Annotated in this window: 14 protein-coding genes, 1 pseudogene and 1 riboswitch; of the genes and pseudogenes, 8 read left to right on the top strand and 7 right to left on the bottom strand. The window is 67.1% G+C overall.

Annotated elements, in window-relative coordinates:
- Positions 1 to 10: 10 nt before the first annotated feature.
- Positions 11 to 838, bottom strand: a complete 828-nt coding sequence (locus IU514_RS00585; protein WP_194929125.1) for a UDP-2,3-diacylglucosamine diphosphatase — start codon at positions 836 to 838, stop codon at positions 11 to 13.
- Entirely contained in the window at positions 835 to 2583 is a 1749-nt protein-coding gene (olsF, locus tag IU514_RS00580; protein ID WP_194929124.1) for a bifunctional ornithine lipid synthase OlsF, read from the bottom strand. Before olsF ends, IU514_RS00585 begins: the two co-directional genes overlap by 4 nt.
- A gap of 332 nt (positions 2584 to 2915) precedes the next feature.
- Here olsF and metK point away from each other — a divergent pair, with 332 nt between their 5' ends.
- The 6 genes from metK (at position 2916) to IU514_RS00550 (ending at position 9274) form a co-directional block, all read left to right on the top strand.
- Positions 2916 to 4130, top strand: a complete 1215-nt coding sequence (metK, locus tag IU514_RS00575) for a methionine adenosyltransferase (protein ID WP_194929123.1) — start codon at positions 2916 to 2918, stop codon at positions 4128 to 4130.
- A gap of 118 nt (positions 4131 to 4248) precedes the next feature.
- A riboswitch (S-adenosyl-L-homocysteine riboswitch) is annotated at positions 4249 to 4327 on the top strand.
- A 68-nt stretch (positions 4328 to 4395) separates the two neighbouring features.
- Entirely contained in the window at positions 4396 to 5826 is a 1431-nt protein-coding gene (gene ahcY / locus IU514_RS00570) for an adenosylhomocysteinase (protein ID WP_194929122.1), read from the top strand.
- Between the two features lie 132 nt (positions 5827 to 5958).
- On the top strand, positions 5959 to 6783 hold the full coding sequence (gene metF, locus IU514_RS00565; protein ID WP_194929121.1) for a methylenetetrahydrofolate reductase [NAD(P)H]: 825 nt from the start codon (positions 5959 to 5961) through the stop codon (positions 6781 to 6783).
- Between the two features lie 137 nt (positions 6784 to 6920).
- Positions 6921 to 7592, top strand: coding sequence for a hypothetical protein (locus IU514_RS00560; protein ID WP_194929120.1), 672 nt, complete (start codon positions 6921 to 6923; stop codon positions 7590 to 7592).
- A 46-nt stretch (positions 7593 to 7638) separates the two neighbouring features.
- Complete coding sequence (locus tag IU514_RS00555) at positions 7639 to 8238, top strand: hypothetical protein (protein WP_194929119.1); 600 nt, start codon at positions 7639 to 7641, stop codon at positions 8236 to 8238.
- Between the two features lie 118 nt (positions 8239 to 8356).
- Complete coding sequence (locus IU514_RS00550; RefSeq protein WP_194929118.1) at positions 8357 to 9274, top strand: branched-chain amino acid transaminase; 918 nt, start codon at positions 8357 to 8359, stop codon at positions 9272 to 9274.
- Between the two features lie 72 nt (positions 9275 to 9346).
- Here IU514_RS00550 and IU514_RS00545 read toward each other — a convergent pair whose 3' ends face one another.
- Both IU514_RS00545 and IU514_RS00540 read right to left on the bottom strand, forming a co-directional pair.
- On the bottom strand, positions 9347 to 10243 hold the full coding sequence (locus IU514_RS00545) for an SDR family oxidoreductase (protein ID WP_194929117.1): 897 nt from the start codon (positions 10241 to 10243) through the stop codon (positions 9347 to 9349).
- Between the two features lie 59 nt (positions 10244 to 10302).
- Positions 10303 to 11040, bottom strand: a complete 738-nt coding sequence (locus IU514_RS00540) for an SDR family oxidoreductase (RefSeq protein WP_194929116.1) — start codon at positions 11038 to 11040, stop codon at positions 10303 to 10305.
- Between the two features lie 122 nt (positions 11041 to 11162).
- Here IU514_RS00540 and IU514_RS00535 point away from each other — a divergent pair, with 122 nt between their 5' ends.
- Positions 11163 to 12065 carry a LysR family transcriptional regulator gene (locus IU514_RS00535; protein ID WP_194929115.1) on the top strand — a complete coding sequence of 301 codons (903 nt, stop codon included), beginning with the start codon at positions 11163 to 11165 and terminating at the stop codon, positions 12063 to 12065.
- Between the two features lie 7 nt (positions 12066 to 12072).
- On the opposite strand, the gene IU514_RS00530 is transcribed toward IU514_RS00535, so the two are convergent.
- The gene (locus IU514_RS00530; protein WP_194929114.1) at positions 12073 to 12969 is read right to left on the bottom strand and encodes an AraC family transcriptional regulator; all 897 of its coding nucleotides are present in this window, start codon (positions 12967 to 12969) and stop codon (positions 12073 to 12075) included.
- Between the two features lie 99 nt (positions 12970 to 13068).
- Between IU514_RS00530 and IU514_RS00525 the strand changes: the two genes are divergently transcribed.
- Positions 13069 to 13812: an SDR family oxidoreductase gene (locus IU514_RS00525; protein ID WP_194929113.1), complete on the top strand. Its 744-nt coding sequence runs from the start codon at positions 13069 to 13071 to the stop codon at positions 13810 to 13812.
- A 71-nt stretch (positions 13813 to 13883) separates the two neighbouring features.
- On the opposite strand, the gene IU514_RS00520 is transcribed toward IU514_RS00525, so the two are convergent.
- Together IU514_RS00520 and IU514_RS00515 are read right to left on the bottom strand one after the other, a co-directional pair.
- Positions 13884 to 17048 carry an efflux RND transporter permease subunit gene (locus IU514_RS00520; RefSeq protein WP_194929112.1) on the bottom strand — a complete coding sequence of 1055 codons (3165 nt, stop codon included), beginning with the start codon at positions 17046 to 17048 and terminating at the stop codon, positions 13884 to 13886.
- A gap of 8 nt (positions 17049 to 17056) precedes the next feature.
- Positions 17057 to 17869 (bottom strand): annotated as a pseudogene (locus tag IU514_RS00515) (efflux RND transporter periplasmic adaptor subunit); the annotation flags it as partial.
- Positions 17870 to 17872 lie beyond the last annotated feature (3 nt).

Below are 17872 nucleotides of genomic sequence, written 5' to 3'. Positions count from 1 at the left end.
GGCATCGAGGTCAGGCCGCCTCCGGCAAACGCGCACCGTCCATCGCCAATACGCGGCGCGGCGCCAGTTTCGCCAGCGTCTCGCCCGTGTGCGCCAGAAGACGCAGCGTGCCGTCCGGGTCCTCGGCGATCGCGGTCAGGCTCTCGACCCAGTCGCCGTCATTGGCGTAGATGCAGCCGTCCTGCATCAACAGGCCGGCACGATGGATGTGGCCGCAGACGATGCCATCCAGGCCACGCCTGCGCGCATCGTCGATGCCGGCCTGCACGAAGCGCGCGATGTAACGCTCGGCCGCGCCGCTCTGGCGCTTGAGGAATTCCGACAACGACCAGTAGCGCTGGCCCATTCGCCGGCGCAGGCGGTTGTACAGCTGGTTGCCGGTGAGGATGCGGTAATACAGCCAGTCGCCAAAGCGTTCCTGGAATCCGCCGAAGTGGGTGACGAAGTCGTAGTCGTCGCCGTGCGTGACCAGCAGGCGGCGGCCATCCGCGGTGACGTGGATCGCGCGACGCCGCACTGTCATGCGTGGAAGCGCGAGTCCGCAGAAACGCCGGATCGGACGATCGTGGTTGCCGGGCACGTACACGAGTTCCGTGCCGCCGCGACGCAGCGCGTGCAGCGCTTCGATGACGCGGTTCTGCGGCGCGCCCCATGCCGCGCGTCGTTGCGCCATCCACCACAGGTCGACGATGTCGCCGACCAGGTAGAGGCGATCGCAACGCAACGCGCCGAGGAACTCAGCGAGTTCCGCGGCGTGGCAATGCTTGGACCCCAGATGGACGTCCGACAAGAAGACCGCGCGACGACGCGGCGGCAGCGAAGGTGCGGCCGGTGTCATCCGGCGGCCTCCGCGGCGGCAGCTCCCAGATAGCGCTCGCGTTTCTTCGGCCGCAACTGCTGCAGGTCGACCTCGATCAGTCCATCGATGGCGTCGCTGAAATCCGGGTCGATGCCGAAGGCCAGGAATCGCGCCCCGCCCGGCTCGCACAGGTCGGTGTACTGCTTGTAGAGCATCGGCAACGTCGCCCCGAGCGCATCCAGGTTCGCCTTCAGCACGCGGAACGCCGTGGCCGCGTCGACCGCGTCGAACTGCGGCGGTGCAGCGCGGTAGGCGAACGGCTGCTTCGACACCGCGCATCGCTCGAGGCTGCCGTAGTAGTGCTGGTAGTAGGCGACGATCTGCTCGCGTGCGTCCAGCGGAAGCGCCGCACTGATCGACACCGGTCCGAACAGGTAGCGCACGTTGCGGTGGCGAGCCAGGTAGGCGCCGATGCCCTGCCAGAGGTAGTCGATGCTGCGACTACCCCAGTAATCGGGAACGACGAAGCTGCGCCCCAGCTCCATGCCCTGTGCGATGCGCGGGATCGCATCGTCGGCGTAGCGGAACAGCGATGCCGTGTAGAGGCCCGCCAAGCCGCGCTCGGCCAGCACGCTCGCACCGCGCGCGATGCGGTAGGCACCTGCGATCTTCGATGCGGCGTCGTCCCACAGCACGATGTGCTCGTACCAGCTGTCGTACAGGTCGACATCGAGGCGCTGGCCGGTGCCCTCACCCACCGCGCGGAACGTCAGCTCGCGCAGACGGCCGATCTCCTGCAGCAGCGGCGAGCCGGCGGCGAGGCGGCCGACGCGGATCTGCTTGCCGTCGGACGTCTGTCCCAGCAGATCCATCGCCTCGACCCGGGAGCGCACCGCGAGCGGGTCGACCGCGTCGATCAGCGTCGCAGGACCCAGACCGTGCTCCTCCATGGCGCCCCGGGCGGCGTCGGCTGCACTACCCGCAGGCCTGGGGCGCCCGAGCGAGAACAGCTCGCGACGGACCTGCCGCAGCAGGCGCTCCGGATCGCCTTCGGCTGGCAGCGTCAGCGGCGTGCCGATGCGCAGCGCAATGCGGCGCGCACGGCGGGCGAACATCTCGCGCGCCAGCAGCGCGGTGCCGGCGGGCTTGAACAATGCCGAGGCGCCGTAGAACAAGGCCGAGTTGCGTGCCTCGATGCGGACGGGCAGCACGGGTGCGGCGTTCTGGCGCGCGAAGCGCAGGAAGCCGCGGCGCCAACGCCCGTCGGTGACGCCGCGCAGGCCCAGCCGGGCCACCTCACCGGCAGGAAACACGATCACGCACTGGCCATCCTCGAGCGCGGCGTGGATCGCCTCGAGGCTTTCAGGAGTCGGGCGGCCACCGAGGATGCGCACGGGCAGCAGCAGGTCCGACAGTGGCTCCAGCGCGGACAGCAGGTCGTTGGCGACGATCTTCACATCGCGCCGTACGCGCCCCACCAGGTCGAGCAGCGCCAGCGCGTCCAGCGCCCCGGAGGGATGGTTGGCGACGATCAGCAGCCGGCCACTGGCGGGGATGCGGGCGACCTCGGCGGGATCGGCCTGATAGCGCGATTGCAGGTAGTCGAGCGCGGCGGCGACGAAGGCGAAGCCCTTCAGGCCGCCGTGGGCCTGGAGGAACTCATCGACCGCGTCGAAGCGCGACCAGCGCCCGATCGTGCGCAGCAGCGGATGCGCCAGCCGGGCCCGGCGGCCCCGGAACCAGTGCGGGAAATGTTCTTGCAGGCGGCGTTCGAATTGCAGCATCGGGCGTCGCAGGCCGCCCCGGCGGGGCGTCTCGCCGCGAAGCCTGCGCCCCAGGCGCGACAGCCGCGTGGCGGTTTGGCTTCACCGCGATGACAGCGCCCCCTCTCTCGACTCGCCGCGCGCGTCGACCCCGCGAGCACGGGGCTCAAAGTAGCCGCCTCGACCTCTCTCCCCCCTTGCGGGAGAGGGACAGGACGCCGCAGGCGGCCAGGGAGAGGGAGACCCGGCCTTAACCCGCAGACAACATCCCGCAAGCGCACAATGCGCCGGAACGGCCGAGCCTGTATCATGCGCGGCCATCCTTTCATCCGAATACGGGGATATAGCCTCCGATGTCCAGCTATCTGTTCACCTCCGAATCCGTCTCCGAAGGCCATCCGGACAAGATCGCCGACCAGATTTCCGACGCGGTTCTCGACGCGATCCTGGCCCAGGACAAGCGCGCGCGCGTGGCCTGCGAGACGATGGTGAAGACGGGTGCGGCCATCGTGGCCGGCGAAGTCACCACGACCGCGTGGGTCGACATCGAAGCGCTCGCGCGCAAGGTCATCAACGACATCGGCTACAACAATTCCGAAGTCGGCTTCGACGGCCACACCTGCGCGATCATCAACATGCTCGGCAAGCAGTCGCCCGACATCAACCAGGGCGTCGACCGCAAGAAGCCGGAAGAACAGGGCGCGGGCGACCAGGGCCTGATGTTCGGCTACGCCTGCAACGAGGCCCCGGAGTTCATGCCGGCGCCGCTGTACTACTCGCACCGCCTGGTCGAGCAGCAGGCCAAGGTCCGCAAGAGCGGCAAGCTCAAGTGGCTGCGCCCGGACGCGAAGTCGCAGGTCACGCTGCGCTATGACGGCAACAAGATCATCGGCCTCGACGCCGTGGTGCTGTCGACCCAGCACGATCCGGACATCAAGCAGAAGGACCTGATCGAAGCCGTCCGTACCGAGATCCTGGTGCCGGTGCTGCCGAAGAAGTGGCTCGAAGCGCTGCCGAAGAACAAGGTGCACATCAACCCGACCGGCAAGTTCGTGATCGGCGGCCCGGTGGGCGACTGCGGCCTGACCGGCCGCAAGATCATCGTCGACAGCTACGGCGGCATGGCCCGCCATGGCGGCGGTGCGTTCTCGGGCAAGGATCCGTCGAAGGTCGACCGTTCGGCCGCCTACGCCGCGCGTTATGTCGCCAAGAACATCGTCGCTGCCGGCCTGGCCGACAAGTGCGAAGTGCAGGTGTCCTACGCGATCGGCGTCGCCGAGCCGACCTCGATCTCGGTGACCACCTTCGGTACCGGCCACATCTCGGACGACAAGATCGAGAAGCTGATCCGCAAGCACTTCGACCTGCGCCCGTACGGCATCACCAAGATGCTGGACCTGGAGCACCCGATCTACCAGGCGACCGCCAGCTACGGCCATTTCGGCCGCAAGCCGAAGGAAATCAGCTACGTCGACGGCGCCGGCAAGAAGCACAAGGCCACCGCGTTCTCGTGGGAGAAGACCGACCGCGCCGAAGCGCTGCGCAAGGACGCCGGTCTGAAGAAGTAAGCGGGCATCCCGCATCTTCGCGACATGCAGGAAACGGGCCGCTCTTGCGGCCCGTTTTCTTATGCGCCGCATGAACCGGTTCACCCATCCACCGGTGCGAGCGGATAAAATGCCCCGTCCCGCCGAGGGGCGCTGCAAGTCCGGTTAGCCCGGAATCAGGCTCGGCGGGATCTGAGAAGCAACGGCGCCCGGTTTGGCGAACGCAGATTCGCCCTCACCCTGCCCTCTTCCCGATGCGGAGGAGGGGGACAAACCGGAGCAATCAATGAACGCAGTACCCAAGACCTTCTCGACCGAAGGCGATTACAAGGTCGCCGACATTTCGCTGGCCGACTGGGGCCGCAAGGAACTGGACATCGCCGAGCACGAGATGCCGGGCCTGATGTCGATCCGCAAGAAGTACGCCGCGACCAGGCCGCTGGCCGGCGTTCGCGTCACCGGCTCGCTGCACATGACCATCCAGACCGGCGTGCTGATCGAGACGCTGAAGGACATCGGCGCCGACGTGCGCTGGGCCTCGTGCAACATCTTCTCCACCCAGGACCATGCCGCCGCCGCGATCGCCAAGTCGGGCACGCCGGTGTTCGCGTGGAAGGGCGAATCGCTGGAAGAGTACTGGGACTGCACGCTCGACGCGCTGACCTTCCCGGGTAACAAGGGCCCGCAGCTGGTCGTCGACGACGGCGGCGACGTGACCCTGCTGATCCACAAGGGCTACGAGCTCGAGAACGGTTCGGACTGGGTCAACACGCCTTCGTCCAACCATGAAGAGCAGGTCATCAAGAACCTGCTGAAGCGCGTCGCCAAGGAGCGTCCGGGCTTCTGGCACGGCGTGGTCAAGGACTGGAAGGGCGTCTCGGAAGAGACCACCACCGGCGTGCATCGCCTGTACCAGATGCTCGAGGCCGGCGCGCTGCTGGTGCCGGCGATCAACGTCAACGACTCGGTCACCAAGAGCAAGTTCGACAACCTCTACGGCTGCCGCGAGTCGCTGGCCGACGGCCTCAAGCGCGCGATGGACGTGATGCTGGCCGGCAAGGTCGCCGTGGTGTGCGGTTATGGCGACGTCGGCAAGGGCTCGGCGCACTCGCTGCGTGCCTACGGTGCGCGCGTCGTGGTCACCGAGATCGACCCGATCAACGCCCTGCAGGCCGCGATGGAAGGCTTCGAGGTCAACACCGTCGAAAGCACGCTGGGCCGCGGCGACATCTACGTCACCACGACCGGCAACAAGGACGTGCTGACGCTCGAGCACATGTCGCAGATGAAGGACCAGGCCATCGTCTGCAACATCGGCCACTTCGACAACGAGATCCAGGTCGACAAGCTCAACACCTCGGGCGCGATCCGGCTCAATATCAAGCCGCAGGTCGACAAGTACACGTTCAAGAACGGCAATTCGATCTTCCTGCTGGCCGAAGGCCGCCTGGTGAACCTGGGTTGCGCCACCGGCCACCCGAGCTTCGTGATGTCGAACTCGTTCTCGAACCAGACGCTGGCGCAGATCGACCTGTGGGCCAACAAGGACGTCTACGAGCCCAAGGTCTACATCCTGCCGAAGAAGCTCGACGAGGAAGTCGCGCGCCTGCACCTGGAGAAGATCGGCGTGAAGCTGACCACGCTCACCGCCGAACAGGCCGCCTACCTCGGCGTGCCGGTCGACGGCCCGTACAAGCCGGAGCACTACCGCTACTGATCGCGGCATCACCGCGTGACACGAAAACGGGCGCCTCGGCGCCCGTTTTTTTTGATCGTGATCGGGACACTCAACGTTCCATTCATCGCGATGAAGAGATAGACTTCCTTCATTCCGGAACCGGCAGTCGCCATGACCCCGATCAGCTTCGAGTTCTATCCGCCCAAGACCGACGAACAGCGCGCGCAGCTCGACAAGGCCGCCGCCAAGCTCAAGGAACAGAACCCGGAGTACGTCTCCTGCACGTTCGGCGCCGGTGGATCGACGCTGAGCTACACGCCGGAGACCGTCGAGAGGCTGCATGCGGTCCACGGCTACGATGCCGCGCCGCACCTGTCCTGCGTCGGCGGCACGCGCGCGGAACTGGGCGAACTGCTGGAACGCTACAAGGCGATGGGCTGCCATCGCATCGTCGCGCTGCGCGGCGACCTGCCCTCGGGCATGGGCCACACCGGCGACTTCCGTTACGCGACCGACCTGGTCGACTTCATCCGCCGCGAACACGACGGCTTTTTCCACATCGAGGTCGGCTGTTATCCCGAGTGCCACCCGCAGGCCGACGACGCGCTCGCGGACCTGCGTCACTTCAAGGCCAAGATCGACGCCGGCGCCAATGGCGCCATCACCCAGTACTTCTACAACGCCGACGCGTACTTCCGTTTCGTCGACGACGCGCGCCGCATCGGGGTCACCGTGCCGATCGTGCCCGGCATCATGCCCATCTCGAACTTCAGCCAGTTGCGCCGGTTCTCCGACGCGTGCGGCGCGGAGATCCCGCGCTGGATCGGCAAGCGCATGCAGGCCTTCGGGGACGATGTCGAAGCGATCCGCGAGTTCGCCGCCGACATGGTGGCGGGCATGTGCGAGCGGCTGGTCGATGGAGGTGCACCCGGCCTGCACTTCTACACACTCAATCTGTCCAAGCCGACACTGGCCGTGCTGTCGCGGCTGCGTTGAGCAAGCGCATTAAGCAAATCGCGCGCCCCATTAAGATGGCTAAACGCGCGTTGAATCGCCGCAGCACCAGCGAACATTAAGCGCGCGGACACGTTTTCAGCATCCTGCCATGACGCACTGTGGCGCACGATCTTGGCATGGCGACGTTCCGTGCCAAGGTTGTCGTGCGTACCACCGCGATCACGATCGTCGTGGCCGCCGCCTCACCCACCGCATCTCTCGCTGACGATTCCGGCGCAGTGGCCATACAGCGCTGTGAAGCGGCAAGCGGCGAAGTGGTCTATACGGACCGCAGTTGCGCTTCGGCCAACGCCAGATCAACACCGATCCCGCCGGAGCTGGTGTCGCGCATCACCTACGACACCGCGCAGACCGGCACGGTCGTGTCGCTCGGCATGTATCGCGATGACACCACCCGCGGCCCCATACCCAAGCGGCGCTCGCTGGTGGAGGGTTGCGCGCGGTCGCCGCGGCAGCTGTCGCTGGATCTGCAGGGTTCGCTCGCACAGCACGACGTGAACCGCCTCGCAGAAAGTTTCCACTGGGTCGGCATGACGCATCGGCAGAGCCGCCAGGTGATGGACCGGTTGAGCAGGCTCACCGACCAGCCGCTGCAGGGCGCGCAGTACTTCAACGCGCAGATCGGTCCGGCCGATGAGACCAGTCCATCCGAGAGTGCCGGCATGCTGCAACTGCTGCTCGCTGGCGGCAACGGCGCGAGCATCGTCGACCTGGACGTGCATCGCTACTCGGGCTGTTACTTCGTCAGTTTCCAGCCGGACGTGACGATCGCACGGATCACACCGTGAAAGACCGCACTGTTCGAGGCCTGCCCGCGGGGCTAGGCTTGCGTCCATGCCGCGAACGCTTGCCCCGATAGTCGCACTGCTCGGACTCGTGCTGCTCGGAACGGCCGTGGTCACCGCGCCCGCGCACGCGCAGGTTCGCCGGTGCGTCAAAGCCGATGGCGCGGTCGTGTTCACCGATCACCAGTGCAGCGAGCTCGGCGCCGAGGAACGTGCGCCACCGCACGCGCCGCAGGCGGCGGCTGGCAGCAACAGCCGCGCCTACCGCGGCTGCTCGCGCACGGTGCAGGACCTGATCTTCGAAATGACCACCGCGTTCGACACGCACGACGTCAATCGCCTCGCGGGGGTTTATCACTGGGCGGGGATGGCGGGCAGCACGGCCTACACGATCCTGGCCAGGCTCGATGCCATGGTGCAGCGGCCACTGGTGGACGTGGTGCCGGTGATGCCGCGATCGGTTGCGCAAGGCGAGAATGAAGAAGGCCTGGGCACGTTCGACGAGGATGGTCATTACACCCCGCAGACGAGCGTCCGCAGCACTCCGGTCGCGGTGCGCGTGGAGCAGACCCTGGCCAACAGCATCACGCCGTCGCAGACGGTGTTCGGCCTGCGCCGCCACCTCGGCTGCTGGTGGGTCCAGCTGTAGGGCCTCCCCCTCCCCCGGGCGTCCGGCTCGGGCAAATCCCCGGCAGGTCACGGGCCTTTGCCCGCACACCCCGGTAAACTAGCGGGCTCCGTATCGTCTTTTCCCGCGAGAATCCGGCATGAGCATGCAATACCCCGAATGGATCTGGCAGAACGGCGCGATCAAGCGCTGGGCCGAAGCCACCACCCACGTGATGTCGCATGCGCTGCACTACGGCTCGTCGGTCTTCGAAGGCATCCGCACTTACCAGACGCCGAACGGCCCGGTCATCTTCCGCCTGACCGACCACAACACGCGCCTGTTCGCCTCCGCCAAGATCTACGACATGGCGATGCCGTACACGGTGGAACAGATCAACCAGGCCTGTCGCGACGTCATCAAGGCGAACGACAACACCACCGACTACCTGCGTCCGGTCGCCTATCGCGGCCTGGGCGGTTTCGGCCTGTCGGCCGACACGCCGACCGATGTCGCCGTGGCGACGTGGAAGATGGGCCAGTACCTCGGCGCCAGCGTGCTCGAGGCAGGCATCGACGCGTGCGTGTCGAGCTGGCAGCGCTTCGCCCCGAACACGATTCCGGCCGGCGCCAAGGCCGGTGGCAACTATCTCTCCGGTCAGCTGGTCGCACGCGAGGCACGCCGCCTCGGCTTCGGCGAAGGCATCGCGCTGGCCTCCACCGGCCTGCTCAGCGAAGGCGCCGGCGAGAACCTGTTCCTGGTGTTCGATGGCGCGCTGCACACCACGCCCGTGAGCGCCGCGCTGCTCAATGGCATCACCCGCAACACCATCATCACCCTCGCCCGCGATGCCGGCATCCAGGTGGTCGAGCGCGACCTGCCGCGCGAGTACCTGTACCTGTGCGATGAGCTGTTCATGTGCGGCACCGCCGCCGAGCTCACGCCGATCCGTTCGGTCGACGGCCGCCAGGTCGGCACCGGCAAGCCGGGCCCGCTCACGCGCCGCATGCAGGAGCTGTTCTTCGGCCTGTTCGAAGGCAAGACGCCGGACAAGTACGGCTGGCTGGAACCGCTGTAAGCGAGTCCACGGCAAGTCACTGAAAGCCGGAGGCCGCAGGGCCTCCGGCTTTTTGTTGCTGGTGAACCCAGCTCAGTTCACGCGCGGCTTGAGCAGATCCGACAGGCCGACCCGGTGCAGCATCTCGCTGCGCAGGCGATCCATCACGCCGAAGCCGACATCGGCGCCATCCTCGGTGGGATCAATGTGCACGCGAAACGGCCGCTTGCCGAACGGCGTGTCCACCACATCGACGATTGCCTGGGCCACCAGGCCGGCGTCGGCCTCCGGCGGCACGATCGCGGCGAACGCCTTTTGCACCTGCTCGCCGAAGCCGGCGTACGCACCGGCCTCGTAATCGGCCGCGCGGGCTTCGTCGCCGGGATGGCCGGTGTGGGCGAAGTGGTTGGTTCCGCTGGTGAACGCGCCCGGCACGACGATCGAAGTCTCGATGCCCCAGCGCGACAGCTCACGGGCGTACTGCACGGCGATCGCATCCATCGCCGCCTTGGCGCCGAAGTAAGGCGCCAGGTAAGGCGGCGTGCCGCCCGCCACGCTGCTACTGGACACCCACACCAGCAGGCCCTTGCCTTGACGCCGCAGGTGCGGAAGCGCGGCACGGTTCACGCGTTGCGTGCTCAGCACGTTGATGTCGTACAACTGGGCGTATTGCTCGGGCGTGAAGGATTCGGCCGGCCCGAACGCCATGTGGCCCGCGTTGTGGATGACTACATCGATGCGGCCCGTTTCGGCGATGACCTGTGCGATCGCCTGGTCCACCGATTCCTGCGACTGCACGTCCATCTCGACCGTGCGCAGGTCGATACCCTGTTCCTTTGCGAATGACGCCATCTCCGCGACGACGGGCGCATTGCGGGTCGACGTGTTGCGCATCGAGGCATAGACGGTGTAACCGGCCTTCGCCAGCGATTCGGCGGTGAGGCGGCCGAAGCCGCTCGACGCACCGGTGATGAGGATGATCTGCTTCATGGTGTCTCCATCGATCGGGTGGACGCGCGGAAGCGCGCCGTGCGTGGAATGGCAATGCTTCAGATGATTCCGCCGTTGACGCGCAGCGTCTGGCCGTTGACCCACGCACCGTCCGGGCCCGCGAGGAAGGCCACCGCAGCGGCGATGTCCTCGGGCTGGCCGAGCCGTTCCAGCGGCGCCTGCTTCGCCATGCGTTCGACCACGTCCTGCGGCTTGCCTTCGAGGAACAGGCGCGTGGCAGTGGGTCCCGGGGCCACCGAGTTCACGCTGATGTTGCGGCCACGCAGCTCCTTGGTCAGGACGTCAGTCATCGCCTCGACGGCGGCCTTGGTCGCCGCGTAAACGCCATAAGTGGGCGGCGTCAGGCCGACCACGCTGCTGGACAGGTTGATGATGCGGCCGCCATCGCGCAGGCGGCGCGCAGCTTCGCGCAGCGTGTTGAAGGTGCCCTTGAGGTTGATCGCGACCTGGCTGTCGAACAGCGCGTCGTCGCTCTCGGCCAGCGTGGCCAAGCGCATGATCCCGGCGTTGTTCACCAGCACGTCCACGCCGCCGAAGGCCGCTTCGGCGCCACCGAAAAGGCGGGCGACTGCGGCCGGATCGGCAACATCGGCCTGCGCGGTGATCGCGCGACCACCGGCCTGTTCGATCTCGCCGGCCAGGGCTTCGGCTTCGTCCGCGGCGCCGGCGTAGTTGATGACGACGGTGAAACCGTCGCGGGCAAGGCGACGGGCGATCGCGGCGCCAATGCCGCGCGAGGCGCCGGTCACGACGGCGGTCTTGCTGGGAGTGTTCATGGTGGTCTCCGTGGGGTCCGCCGGACTGGCGGCTTGGAGACAGTCTGGCGAGGCACAAGCCGGAGATAATCCCGCTAGGATTGGCTTTATTGTTTCCCTGGCGCGAACAATCGGAGGCGGTGATGGACCGGTTCGACGTGATGCGACTGTTCGTCCGGGTCGTCGAGCGACGCAGCTTCACGCAGGCGGCCCACGACATGGAGGTGCCCCGCTCCCCCTGTACCAAGGTCATCCACGAGCTGGAGAACCGGCTCGGCACGCGCCTGCTGCAACGGACCACCCGCGTCGTGCGGCCCACGCTGGATGGCGAGGCCTACTACCAGCGCTGCCTGGGCATCCTCGACGACGTCGAGGACGCCGATGGCGCCTTCCGTGGCGCGACGCCCAAGGGCCTGCTGCGCGTCGAGGTGCAGGGCACGCTCGCGCGGCATTTCCTGCTGCCCGGCCTGCCGGCCTTCTTCGAGCGCTATCCGGACATCGAACTGTCGATGAGCGAGAGCGAGCGCTGGGTCGACCTCGTGCACGAAGGCGTCGATTGCGCGCTGCGCTGGGGCGAACTGCGCGACAGCGACCTGGTAGCACGGCAGGTGGCGACGCTCGAGCGCCTGACCTGCGCGACGCCGGCCTACTTCGAGAAGTACGGAACGCCGTCCGGCATCGGCGACCTCGACGGCCACCGCGCGGTCGGCCTGCGTTCGATCACGACCGGCCTGGTGACGCCGCTGGAGTTCGGAAGCGGCGCCAATGCGCGAACGGTGTCGCTGCCCTGCACGCTGTCGGTGAACGGCACCGAGAGCTATCTCGCAGGCATCCGCCTGGGCCTGGGCCTGGCGCAGGTGCCGCGCTTCCACGTCGAGGATGACCTGCAGCGCGGCACGCTGATCGAAGTGCTCAAGGACACACCACCGCCACCCGGCCCGGTCTCGCTGCTGTACCAGCGCACTCGCCAGTTGTCGCCGCGAGTGCGCGTGTTCCTCGACTGGGCCGCGCGGGAGTTCGCCGCGCACGAGATAAGCCGCGCGTAGAGCATCGCTACACTTCGCGCGCGTACCGGCCAGGCGGCTGGCCCACGTGACGGCTGAAGGCCGTGCTGAACGTACTGGCGGAACCGTAGCCGACGCGCTCTGCGACCTCGGCGAGCGACAGACCTTCGCGGCGGAGCAGATCCCGGGCGAGCGCCATCCGCCACGCCAGCAGGTATTCCATCGGCGCCAGGCCGACGGTGCGCGTGAAGGGTTCGAAAAATGCCGAACGCGACAGCGCAGCCGTCTTCGCCAGTTGCGCAACCGTCCACGGCCGCGCGAGGTGCCGGTGCATCTGCCGCATCGCCGGCGCCAGCCTGGCATCGGCGAGTCCCCGCAGCAGCCCCGGCGGTGCATCGTCGCCCGGTGTCGATCGAAGCGCCTCGACCAGCATCACTTCCACCAGGCGGTTTAGCACGAGCTCGCGGCCCGGCCTGTTTCCAGTCGATTCCTCAGCCACGAACCGCACCAGGACCGAAAGACGTTTGGCGTCGCGGACGTGCATCACCGCCGGCAGCAGCGACACCATCAGCGCGGGATCCGTCGAGTCGAAGACGAAGTAGCCACCCAGCAATCGCACATCCGGACGTCCGCCGCGCGTGCCATGTCGGACCTCGCCAGTGGGCGACGCGGTGACTTTGGGATCGACGTACTGTGGAGTAACCGGATCGAAACCCGACAGCGTGAAGCCCGGCGTCGCAGGCATCAGCACGAAATCGCCAGCTTCCAGGGTCAGCGGCCGATGGCCTTCAACCGCCAGCAGGCAGCGGCCTTCCAGCACGGCACAGAAGCTCGGCTGGCCGAACTCGGCGTAGCGCACGCCCCACTGCCCCGCACCGCTGATGCGCTTGGAGAACACGGCGCGTGGCTGCAGCAGCGCCACCACCTCGGAAAGCGGGTCGCTCATGGCTGGACGCTCGCCAATGAATTCCGGACTTTTCAGTGTAGAGCGTCCAGTTACGGGTCGCTACGGTGTGCACATCCCCCCATACATCGCAGGACCCTCATGAACACCGTGCTGATCACCGGCTGCTCTTCCGGCTATGGTCTCGAAACCGCTCGCCACTTCCACGCCCAGGGCTGGAACGTGGTCGCCACCATGCGCACGCCGCGCGCGGACATCCTTCCGGACTCTGAGCGGATGCGCGTGCTGGCACTGGACGTGACCAGCCCCGGCAGCATCACCGCGACCCTCGATGCATGCGGCCCCATCGACGCGCTGGTCAACAATGCCGGCATCGGCCTGTTCGGCGCCTTCGAGGCGACGCCGATGACCACCGTGCGCGAAGTGTTCGAGACCAATACCTTCGGCGTGATGGCGATGACGCAGGCCGTGCTGCCGCAGTTCCGCACACGCCGGGCCGGCGTCGTGGTGAACGTGACGTCCAGCGCGACACTGGCGCCGATGCCACTGGTCGCGGCGTACACCGCGAGCAAGACCGCCATCGAGGGCTTCACCGGCTCGCTGGCGCATGAGCTTGCCACCTTCGGCGTGCGAGCGAAGCTGGTGGAGCCTGGCTATGGTCCGACTACGCGCTTCGCGGCGAACGTCGGGCAGCGCATGGAAGGATCGATCCCGGAGGCGTACGCGCCGTTCGCGCAGCGCATCTTCGATTCGCTGTCGCAGGTAACGTCAACGACAACCGGAGCCGACGTCGCCGACGCGGTGTGGCGCGCCGTCAACGATGCTGGCGGACAACTCCGATTCCCCGCAGGTGCGGACGCAGTGGCGCTGGCTCAAGCACGCTGACCGTCTGCGACGCCGCATGACCGGAACCACGGCGGCACAGCCGCCGTGGTTCCGGGACCAAACGCGGCCAGCTATGCCACCTCGCGGGCTCGATGCGCCCAGCGATACAACACCGGCAGCACCAGCAGCGTCAGCGCGGTCGAAGACAGGATGCCGCCGATCACGACGGTCGCCAGCGGACGCTGCACTTCCGAGCCTGCACCAACGTTCAACGCCATCGGCAGGAAGCCCAGCGACGCCACCAGCGCCGTCATCAGCACCGGCCGCAAGCGGCCCAATGCGCCGTCCTTCACCGCATCTTCCAGCGCGTCGCCCTGGTCACGCAGTTTGCGAATGAAGGCGATCATCACCAGCCCGTTGAGCACCGCAACGCCCGACAGGGCGATGAAACCGACGCCGGCCGAGATCGACAGCGGAATGCCCCGCAACGCCAGCGCAACGATGCCGCCGGTCAACGCCAGCGGCACGCCACTGAAGACGATGGCTGCATCCCGGGCCGAGCCGAACGCCCAGAACAGCAGCGCGAAGATGATCGCCAGTGTCACCGGCACCACCACCGCCAGGCGCTGGCTGGCCGAGATCAACTGCTCGAACGTGCCGCCATAATCGATCCAGTAGCCCTCCGGCAGCTTCACGTCGCGGCCGATGCGCAGTCGCAGATCGGAGACAAAACCGCCGAGGTCGCGATCACGCACGTTGGCCGTGATCACCACACGACGCTTGCCGTTCTCGCGGTTGACCTGGTTAGGGCCGCGCTCGATCCGCACCTGCGCCACCTCGCGCAATGGCACTGTGCTGGGGCCGCCGCTGCGCCACGCCGCCGCGCGACTGGATTCGTCGGGATCAGCTGCGACCGGCAACGGAATCGGCAGGTCGGCCAGCACCGCCGGATCCTGCCGCAACGATTCCGGCAACCGCACCACCAGATCGAAACGGCGATCGCCTTCGAACAGCTGACCTGCGACTTCGCCTCCGATCGCCGTGGCCACGGTGTCCTGGATGTCGCCGGGATTGAGGCCGTAACGCGCCAGCGCCGCCGGATCCGGCGTGACCGTCAGCAGCGGCAGCCCGGTGACCTGTTCCGCCTTGACGTCCTGCGCTCCCGGCACCGTGCGCATCACGCGTTCGACGCGCGCCGCCAAGCGCGCCAGCTGGTCCAGGTCGTCGCCATATACCTTGATGGCCACGTCCGAGCGCACGCCCGAGATGAGCTCGTTGGTGCGCATCTGGATCGGCTGGGTGAACTCGTAGTTGCTGCCCGGTATCGCGCGCGCCGCTTCTTCCATCTCCTCGATCAGCTCGGACTTCGGCTTGCCAGGATCCGGCCACTGCTCGCGCGGCTTGAGCATCAGGAAGGTGTCGGCCAACGAAGGCGGCATCGGATCGGTGGCAACTTCGGCTGTTCCGATCTTCGAGAACACGTTGGCCACCTCGGGGAACTGCTTCATCCGGGTCTCCAGCGTCCGCTGCATGGTCACCGACTGCTCCAGGCTGGTGCCGGGGATGCGCATCGGCTGTACTACAATGTCCCCTTCGTCGAGGCTCGGCACGAACTCCGAACCGAGCCGGGTGGCCAGCAGGCCACACCCCACGACCAGCACCGCGGCACCGGCCAGCACCGCGACGCGATGACGCAGCGCCCAGTCCAGCATCGGTGCATAGCGTGCACGCGACCAGCGCATCAGGCGGTTGTCGTGCTCGGCCACGCGTCCGCGCAGGAGCGTCGCGATCGCTGCCGGGACGAAGGTGAGCGACAGCATCATCGCGCCGGTCAGCGCCAGCACCACGGTGATGGCCATCGGGTGGAACATTTTCCCTTCCACGCCCGACAACGCAAAGATCGGCAGGTAGACCGCCGCGATGATGCCCAGGCCGAACAGGCTCGGCTTGATGACTTCGGCCGTGGCCGATGCGGTCAGGTCGAAGCGCTCCTGCTGGTTCAACTCGCGACCCAGCGCACGCTGCGCCTCGCCAAAACGGCGCAGGCAGTTCTCGATGATGATGACCGCGCCGTCCACGATCAGGCCGAAGTCGAGCGCGCCCAGGCTCATCAGGTTGCCCGACACGCCGCCGCGAACCATGCCAATGATCGTGAACAGCATCGCCAGCGGAATCACGGCCGCGGTGATCAACGATCCACGCACGTTACCGAGCAGCACGAACAGCACGACGACCACCAGCAGCGCGCCTTCGATCAGGTTCTTGGCGACGGTACCGATGGTGCGGTCGACCAAGGCCGTGCGGTCGTAGACCGGCTTGGCATGCACACCTGCCGGCAGGCTGGCGTTGGCCGCATCGAGCTTTTGCGCCGCCGCGCGCGAGACCTCGCGGCTGTTGGCGCCGAACAGCATGAAGGCGGTGCCGATCACCACCTCATGCCCGTTCTGAGTGGCCGCACCGGTGCGCAGCTCCTTGCCTTCGTCGACGGTGGCGACGTCGCGTACGCGGATCGGCACGCCTTCGCGCCGGTCGAGCACGATGCTGCGGATCGACTCCAGGTCGGCAAGCTGGCCCGGCACGCGCACCAGCAACTGCTGGCCGTTGCGCTCGATGTAGCCGGCACCGACGTTCTGGTTGTTGCGTGCGATGGCCTGCACGACATCGTGCAGCGTGAAGCCGAGCGCGACCAGTTGCGCCGGATCGGGCGTGATGTGGATCTGCCGCTGGTAGCCGCCAATGGTATTGACCTCGGTGACACCCGGCGTGTTGCGCAGCTGCGGGCGGATCACCCAGTCCTGCAGCGTGCGCAGGTCGGTGGCGGTGTACGGCGTGCCATCGGACTTGCGGGCGCCGGGTTCGGCTTCGACGGTGTACATGAAGATCTCGCCGAGTCCGGTCGAGATCGGCCCCATCTCCGGATCCAGGCCTTCCGGCAATTGCGAAGCAATCTGCTGCAGCCGCTCGGCCACCTGCTGCCGTGCGAAGTACAGGTCGGTGCCGTCCTGGAAGACCACGGTGACCTGCGACAGTCCGTAACGCGACAGCGAACGCGTGTAGTCCAGCTTCGGCAAGCCGGCCATCGCCGTTTCGATGGGGAACGTAACGCGCTGCTCGGCCTCCAGCGGCGAGTAGCCAGATGCCTGCGTGTTGATCTGGACCTGGACGTTGGTGATGTCGGGAGTGGCATCGATCGGCAGGTGCCGGTAGCTCCACACGCCAAACGCAATCAGCGCGGCGGTGAGCACCAGCATCAGCCAGCGATGGCGAATGGAGAGACGTATGAGGCGTTCGAGCATGGCGGGCCTCAGTGATCTTCTTCGACGGTGGATTTTTCGATGTCCGCCTTGATCAGGAAGCTCTGCGCCACGACCACGCGCTCACCTGCCTTGAGGCCGTCCAGCACTTCCACGCGCTCGGCATCGCGCCGGCCCAACTTCACCGGGCGGGTGCGGTACGTGTCGCCTTGCTGCACGTAGACGACGTCCTGGTCTTCGGCGGTCTGCAGCGCGCCATGCGGCACCACCAGCTTCACGGGCTGGCGATCCACGGTGACGCGGGCCTTGACCGCCGAGCCCGGACGCCACAGACCGTCGGTGTTCTCGATCGTGGCACGAGCCACCGTGCTTTGACTGGCGGTAGCGGTGCCCGGCAGCACACGCTCCAGGGTCGTTTGCGCGGAAACGCCGTCGCTCAGGCGCGTCACGGTCACGGGCACGCCGGCACCGATGTGCTGGGCGTCGGCACCGAAGATGTGCAGGTCCACCCAGAGTGTGGACAGGTCGGCAATCTCGAAGAGCGGTGCGCCTTCTGCGGCGGACATGCCCACCGCGGCCGTGCGCGCCATGACCACGCCATTGATTGGCGCGCTGATCGAATATGTCGTCAGGCTCAGGTTGCTCTCGATGGTCGCCAGCACCTGTCCGGCGCGCACGTGGTCACCGACGCCAGCGCGCACCGAGCGCACCGGACCCGGGAACCGGGCGGTGACCTGCGCGACACGCCCCTCGACAGGCGTCAGCAGGCCCTGCACCTCGTGTTCGTCGGCGATCACGCCCGCCTCGACCGGCGCGACGCGGATGCCGGCAGCTTGCGCCGTCTTGGCGGGGATGGTGGTCTGCTG

Source organism: Lysobacter niastensis, from assembly GCF_015453285.1.
Taxonomy (GTDB): Bacteria; Pseudomonadota; Gammaproteobacteria; order Xanthomonadales; family Xanthomonadaceae; genus Lysobacter_J; species Lysobacter_J niastensis.
This window is presented reverse-complemented; position numbering and strand designations above follow the sequence as displayed.